Source organism: Rubrivirga litoralis (assembly GCF_031846415.1).
In the GTDB taxonomy this organism is placed as follows: domain Bacteria; phylum Bacteroidota; class Rhodothermia; order Rhodothermales; family Rubricoccaceae; genus Rubrivirga; species Rubrivirga litoralis.
Genome location: NZ_JAVRHT010000008.1, coordinates 97,085 through 103,786 on the forward strand (window position 1 = coordinate 97,085; position 6,702 = coordinate 103,786).

Genomic DNA, 6,702 nt, shown 5'->3' on the forward strand with positions numbered 1-6,702 from the left:
CTAGAAAGTGCGCTAGAGCAACGGCAGGTAGGTACAGGGTGCTCGGCACGAGGTACGCGCGCGTCGAGGTCAGATCGGACCGTACCTCGTACCCGGTACCCCGTACCCACCCGGAGGGTGCGCTAGAGGGTGCGGACGTTGTCGGTCGGGTCGTCGTCGGGGAGGTCGCCCGTGGGGTCGATCCGGGCCGAGACCACGGTCCGGCCGTCCAGCTCGACGCGGGCGGCCGTCGTGTCGGTCCCGAAGTAGGCCTCGGCCGGGACCGTGACAACTTCGGTGGTCCCGTCCGCGAACCGGAACTCGACCGTCGTGGGCAGCACCTGCGCGCCCCGGTTCTCGACCGTCGCCACCGCCCGGCCGTCGACGACGTCGAGGGCGACGAGCGCCTGGTCGAACAGGCCAGTCTCGTAGAACCACCCGCGCCAGAACCAGCTCAGGTCCTCGCCGGTCACGTCCTCGATCGTGCGGAAAAAGTCGGCCGGCTGCGGGTGCTTGTACGCCCACCGCTGGATGTACTCCTCGAAGGCCTCGTCGAAGCGCTCCGGCCCGACGACCGTGTTGCGGAGGAGCAGGAGCCCCTTCGCCGGCTTCCGGTAGGCCAGCCACCCGAGGGCGGGGCGGCGGATCCGGTCGGGGTACGTCATGATCGGCTGGTCGACCGCGTACGGCTGGCGCGCGAAGTCCGCCGCCGCCGGCCCCTCGGTGAGCCGGATCACGCGGGCCGAGTCGGCTTGGCCGTAGCCGGCGATCGTCGGGTCCGGGTTGGCGTCGTAGAACTCGCGGTTGGCGAACGTGTTGAGGTAGCTGTTGAAGCCCTCGTCCATCCAGGCGTAGCGGCGCTCGTCGGAGCCCACGATCATCGGGAACCAGTTGTGGCCGAGCTCGTGGTCGATGACCCCGAACAGGCTCATAAACCGGGCGTCGACGCCCGAAAAGTGGAGCATCGGGTACTCCATGCCGCCCACGACGCCGGCCACCGAGATGGCGACGGGGTAGGGGTAGGGGTACCAGCGGCTGTTGGCGAGGATGGAGGCGCGGCCGAACCGCGTGGCCTCCTCCCAGCCGGGGTTGTCGGGCGTGCCCACGCCCTCGGACGGGTAGGCGCTCAGGATCAGGACGTCGTTCGTCGTGCCGTCCTCCAGCTCGACGGCGGCGTTCGCGCCGTCGAGGATGAAGGCGTCCGAAGCCGCCCACGCCACGTCGCGAACGTTCTCGGCCCGGTAGCGCCACGTGGTCATGCCCCCGGCGGGGCGGGCGCGGCCGACCTCGTCGGGCTCGACGATGTAGACGCGGTCGGGGCTCTGGCGCACGCGCGCCAGCCGCTCGCGCTGGACGTCGGTGTAGACCTCGCCTTCGTTCAAGAGCTCGCCGGTGCCGACGACCGTCATCGACGAGGGCACCGTCACGTCGTACTCGAAGTCGCCGTAGCCCAGGTAGAACTCGCCCTGGCCGAGGTACGGGAGCGGGTTCCAGCCGTGGACGTCATCGTAGACGGCCACGCGCGGGTACCACTGGGCGAACTCGTAGACGGTCCCGGCGGCGGTCTCGAGCCGGCCCATCCGGTCGGCCCCGTACTCGGGCACGACGAACGAGTACGGCACGACCACCTCGACCGTCCCGCCGTTGTCGCGGAGCGGGGCGGGGAGGTCGATCCGCATCCGCGTGTCGGTCACGACCGGCGTCACGGGCTGGCCGCCCGCGGTGACGGTCCCGATCTGGTAGCCGCCCTCGGGGAACGACCCGCGCCACCGGCTGTCGGGCGGCGTGCGGAGCGCGCCCCGCGAGGCGGGCGCGAACAGGTTCTGCTCGAGGTGCATCCACAGGTAGTCGAGCGCCTGCGGGCTGTTGTTCGTGTAGGTCAGCCGGACGGTCCCGGTGACGGTGTGGGTCGTCGTGTCGAGGGCGGCCTCGATGCGGTAGTCGTTCTCGTTCTGCCAGTAGGCCGGGCCGGGGCGCCCGTCGGCGGCGCGGTACTGGTTGGGCGTCGGGAGCACGAGCGGCGCGAACAGGGCGTCGTTCGTCTCGTCGAACGCGACGTTCTGGGCGAGGGCCGGGGCGGCGGCGAGGACGAGCGCGGTGAGGAGCGCGGTCGGGGCCAGCGCGGACAGGCGGGGAGTCATAAAGGGGCGGAGTGGGGGCGGGGTGGCGCTGCGGGAACGTAGCCACCGGCGGGGGCGCCGGAGTAACGCCCGCCCCGCCCGTCCGCGTACGGGGTCGTCCCACCTGCAGGTCGGGTAGCGGACCGGGGGCGGGGTGGAGGTCAACGCGGGCGGGGCGGCTGAAGGTGGCCGAACGTCGTTGCGAAGCGGCGGCAGTCCCCCTCCTGGCCACCGCGCAGCGTCGGCGCAGCCAGGAGGGGCTAGGGGTGGTTGTCGGGCAGGCGGGGCGGTCTGGGCGGGCGCCGCCCCGCCCGCTGCCGCCCCGCCCGCGCGCCGAGCCCGACGGCGTTGCATGCAACGCCGCTACGGCCGCCGCCCCGCCCGTGCCGTGGGCGGGGTGGTTCACGGGCTGCCCGCCGCCCCACTTTCACGCCCGGCTGAAAACTCCGCGCGCCGTGCGTCGTGCTACGCCGCCGCCCCGACGCCATGCCCGCCCGCCCCGCCCCGCCCGACGCCGACGCCCCCGCCGCGGACGCCGTGCTCGACCTCCGCGACGTCCGCAAGGGGTACCGCGAGGGGGACGCCACGCGCGACGTGCTCCGCGGCGCGTCCATGCGCCTCGGGCGCGGCACCGTCGGCGCGCTCGTCGGGCGGAGCGGGGCGGGCAAGTCGACCGTCCTCAACCTGATCTCGGGCATCGACCAACCCGACGACGGGGCGGTCGTCGTGGACGGGCAGCACCTCGAACGGCTCTCGGAGCGCGAGCGGACCCTGTTCCGCCGCCGCCACATCGGGTTCGTGTTCCAGTTCTACAACCTCGTCCCCACGCTGACCGTCGCCGAGAACGTCCGCTTCCTCCTCGACCTCAACCGGGCGCCCGACGCCGAGGCCCGCGCGGCGTCACTGCTCGCGGACGTCGGTCTGGCGGACCGCGCGGACGCCTTCCCGGACCGGCTCTCGGGCGGCGAGCAGCAGCGGGTCGCCATCGCCCGGGCGCTTGCCCACGACCCCGCCCTCGTCCTCGCCGACGAGCCCACGGGCGACCTCGACGCCCGGACCGGCCGCCAGATCCTCGACCTCCTCGAAGCCATGACGCGCGAGCGCGGGCGGACGCTGCTCATGGTCACGCACGACGAGAACACGCTCGACCGCGTCGACACCGTGTTCCGCCTCGCCGACGGGCGGCTGGAGAGGGAAGAGGGAGGGGGGAAGCGGCAGGAGTGCGCGCCTCGCCCCGTGGCGGCGCGCGACTGACCGCCCCGCCCCCTCACAGAGCAGACGTCGGAGGAGGCCGCCCCGCCCCGACGGTCTTTCCCCCTTGCCTCATCCCCCATGACCCTTGCCCTGTCGAGCCGCCGCTACCTGCTCCGCCACCCGTGGCTGACGGCGCTCTCGATCCTCGGCGTGGCGCTGGGCGTGGCCGTCAGCGTGGCGGTCGACCTCGCGAACGGGAGCGCGCTCCGCGCCTTCGAGCTGTCGGGCGAGGCCGTGACCGGCCGCGCGACGCACCAGGTCATCGGCGGGCCAGGCGGGGTGCCGGGGGCGCTCGTGGCCCGCGTCCGCGCCGAGGGCGGGGTGGCGAACGTGGCGCCGGTCGTGGAGGGCGACGCGCGCGTGGCGCGCGAGCGCAGCCGCGTGGTCGGCGTGCTGGGCGTGGACCCGTTCGAGGAGGCCGCCTTCCGCCCGTTCGTCGGCGGCCCGGGCAGCGGGCTCGACGCCGGCCTGTTCCTGACCGTCCCCGGCGCCGCGCTCGTGAGTGAGCAGACGGCGGCGGAGCTGGGCCTCGCCGTCGGCGACACGCTCGGGCTCCAGATCGACGGCCGCTCCGAGGTCGCCCACGTTATCGGTCTCCTCCAGCCCGGCGACGACCGCAGCGCGAGCGCGCTCCAAAACCTCCTCGTGGTGGACGTGGCGACGGGGCAGGAGTGGTTTGGGTTGGAGAGGGACGGGGCGGGGCGGGGTGGAAAGGGCGTGGGCGGGGCGGAGCCGAACGGGGCGGGCTCCGCCGAGGTCACGTCTGCGAATCCCTCTTCATCCCCCATCCCCTATCCCTCGCCGGCACCCGCCGGCCGCCTTTCCCGCATCGACCTCCTGCTCCCGGACTCGGCGGCGGTGGCGCGCGTGGCGGCGCTGCTGCCGGCGGGCGCCGAGGTGCGGCCGGCGTCGACGCAGGCGGAGACGCTGGCGACGATGACCGAGGCGTTCCGGCTCAACCTGTCGGCGCTGAGCCTCTTGGCGCTCGTCGTTGGGCTGTTCCTCATCTACAACACCGTGACGTTCGCCGTCGTCCAGCGGCGGCGCGTGCTGGGGACGTACCGGGCGCTCGGCGTCACGCGCGGCGAAGTGTTCCGGCTGGTCTTGGTCGAGGCGCTCGTAGTCGGCGCCGTGGGGACCGCGCTCGGGCTCGCGCTGGGCGTGGCGCTGGGGAGCGGGCTGGTCCGGCTCGTGACGCAGACGATCGGCGACCTGTACTTCGTCGTCCGCGTGCGCGAGCTGGCGCTCTCGCCGTGGGCGCTCGCGAAGGGCGCCGTGCTGGGGCTCGGGGCCACGCTCGTCGGCGCGCTCCGGCCCGGGTGGGAGGCGGCGTCGGTGGCGCCGGCCTCGGCGCTCCGCCGCTCGACGCAGGAGGACCGCATCGGGCGCGGGGCGGGGCGGCTGGCCCTGGGCGGGGCGGCGGCGCTCGCGTCGGGCGGCTTGGTGCTGCTCCTCCCCGCCGGCGTGGTCGGCGCCTACGCCGGGATGCTCGGCATCCTGGTCGGCGTGGCGCTCCTCACGCCCTGGCTCACGCGAGTGTACGCGGCGGCGGCGCAGCCGCTCATGGCCCGGCTCATGGGGCCGGTCGGGCGGATGGCCGCGCGCGGGATCGCGACCTCGCTCAGCCGGACGGCCGTGGCGGTCGCCGCGCTCACGGTCGCCGTGGCCGCCACGATCGGCGTGGCCACGATGGTGTCGTCGTTCCGCACGACGGTCGAGGACTGGCTGGGGTCCGTGCTCCAGTCCGACGTCTACGTGCAGCCGCCGGCGACCGTCTTCCGGCGGGGCGGGGCGGTCCTCGACCCGGCCCTCGCGCGCGACCTGGCCGCGCTCCCGGGCGTCGAGCGGACCGACGCCATCCGAATCCGCACGCTGGACGGCCTGGTCCGCTCGGGCGGGAACTCGGGCGGGGCGGGCGACGGCTCGTCGGCCGGCCGGTTCGACCTCGTCGTCTCGCGCATCGACGCGACGCGGGCGGGCGTCAACCGCTACAAGGAGGGCTCGGCCGAGGCGTTCGCGGCGGCGGCACCGGGCGGGGCGGTGGCCGTGAGCGAGCCGTTCGCGTTCCGGTTCGGGGTCGGCGTGGGCGACACGCTGCGGCTCCCGACCGACCGCGGCCCACGCGCCTATCCGGTCGCGGCCGTCTACATCGACTACGGGAACGACCTGGGCGTGGTGCTCATGGACGAGCGCCCGTTCCTCGCGGCCTACGACGACCCCGGGTACGCGGGCACGGCACTCACGGCGGCGCCGGGCGTCGACCCCGACGACCTGGTGGCGAGCGCCCAGGCGCTCGCCGAGGGCCGGCAGGACGTGACCGTCCGCTCGACGCGGGCGCTCCGGCAGGCCAGCCTCGACATCTTCGACCAGACGTTCGTGGTGACGAGCGTGCTCCGGCTGCTCGCGGTCGGCGTCGCGTTTGTGGGCGTGCTCTCAGCGCTGCTGGCGCTCCAGCTCGAGCGCCGCCGCGAGCTGGCCATGCTCCGCGCGCAGGGCATGACGCCGGGCGAGCTGCGGAAGATGGTGCTCGCGCAGACGGGCCTCATGGGGCTGTGGGCGGGCCTGCTCTCGGTCCCGCTCGGCCTCGCGCTGGCGGCCGTCCTCGTGTTCGTGGTCAACGTCCGCTCGTTCGGGTGGACGCTGGCGTTCGTGGTCTCGCCGTCCGTGCTGCTCCAGGCGGTCGGGCTGGCGGTCGCGGCGGCGCTCCTGGCCGGGGCCTACCCGGCGTGGCGGATGAGCACGACGAGCCCGGCGATCGCGCTGCGGGAGGAGTAGGGCGGGGCGGGCGCTGGACGAGTCGGGCGGGGCGCGTGGCGTATCATCAGGGACCACCCCGCCCGCGCCATGACCGTCCCCATCACGAAGCCACAGATCGTCCGTGCCGTGGGCGACCTGCCCGACGACGCGACGGTCGAGGACGCGATGGAGCGCCTGCTCCTGCTGAGCAAGGTCGGCGAGGGGCTCGAACAGGCGCGCCGCGGAGAGACCGTCCCCCACGCGGAAGTCGCTCGCCGCATGGAGGAGCGGCTAAGCGGTTGGCGCAACCGGCCGTAGACAGTGGCGGACGTCGTCTGGACGAAGAGGGCGCAGGCCGACCTCGCCGAGATCGCGGACTACCACGCCGCGCAGTCGCCCGCCTACGCCGAGGTTCTCGTGCGTCGGCTTCTCGCAGCGGCCGAGCGGCTGAGCGCCTTTCCCGAGTCCGGCCGCGTCGTGCCGGAGATCGGGGACGAGCTCATGCGAGAGGTGGTGTACCGGAACTACCGCGTCATCTACCTCCACAGCGCCGGGGAGGGCCGGAAGCGAATCGGTCTCATATGCTTAGCCTGGGGGATTCCGTATCGTAGCA

5 protein-coding genes are annotated in these 6,702 nt (G+C 74.2%); 4 read left to right on the plus strand and 1 reads right to left on the minus strand.

All coding sequences use genetic code 11. From position 1 onward, the window contains the following. Positions 1-122: 122 nt before the first annotated feature. Positions 123-2,120: a M1 family metallopeptidase gene (locus tag RM540_RS05240; protein ID WP_311662491.1), complete on the minus strand. Its 1,998-nt coding sequence runs from the start codon at positions 2,118-2,120 to the stop codon at positions 123-125. A 465-nt stretch (positions 2,121-2,585) separates the two neighbouring features. On the opposite strand from RM540_RS05240, the gene RM540_RS05245 reads away from it, so the two are divergent. From RM540_RS05245 to RM540_RS05260, 4 genes are all read left to right on the plus strand, one after another. Then, positions 2,586-3,353 (plus strand): ABC transporter ATP-binding protein, encoded by a 768-nt coding sequence (locus RM540_RS05245; protein WP_311662492.1) that lies wholly within the window; start codon positions 2,586-2,588, stop codon positions 3,351-3,353. A gap of 78 nt (positions 3,354-3,431) precedes the next feature. Then, positions 3,432-6,128, plus strand: coding sequence for an ABC transporter permease (locus RM540_RS05250; RefSeq protein WP_311662493.1), 2,697 nt, complete (start codon positions 3,432-3,434; stop codon positions 6,126-6,128). Positions 6,129-6,197: 69 nt separating this feature from the next. After that, on the plus strand, positions 6,198-6,407 hold the full coding sequence (locus tag RM540_RS05255) for a hypothetical protein (protein ID WP_311662494.1): 210 nt from the start codon (positions 6,198-6,200) through the stop codon (positions 6,405-6,407). Between the two features lie 3 nt (positions 6,408-6,410). Continuing rightward, a partial coding sequence (locus RM540_RS05260) for a type II toxin-antitoxin system RelE/ParE family toxin (protein WP_311662495.1) occupies positions 6,411-6,702 on the plus strand: 292 nt, incomplete at its 3' end.

Excerpts from the sequence above, each read along its gene's own strand:
- RM540_RS05240 (WP_311662491.1), bottom strand. The coding sequence starts at position 2,120 with ATGACTCCCCGCCTGTCCGCGCTGGCCCCGACCGCGCTCCTCACCGCG.
- RM540_RS05245 (WP_311662492.1), top strand. The coding sequence starts at position 2,586 with ATGCCCGCCCGCCCCGCCCCGCCCGACGCCGACGCCCCCGCCGCGGAC.
- RM540_RS05250 (WP_311662493.1), top strand. The coding sequence starts at position 3,432 with ATGACCCTTGCCCTGTCGAGCCGCCGCTACCTGCTCCGCCACCCGTGG.
- RM540_RS05255 (WP_311662494.1), top strand. The coding sequence starts at position 6,198 with ATGACCGTCCCCATCACGAAGCCACAGATCGTCCGTGCCGTGGGCGAC.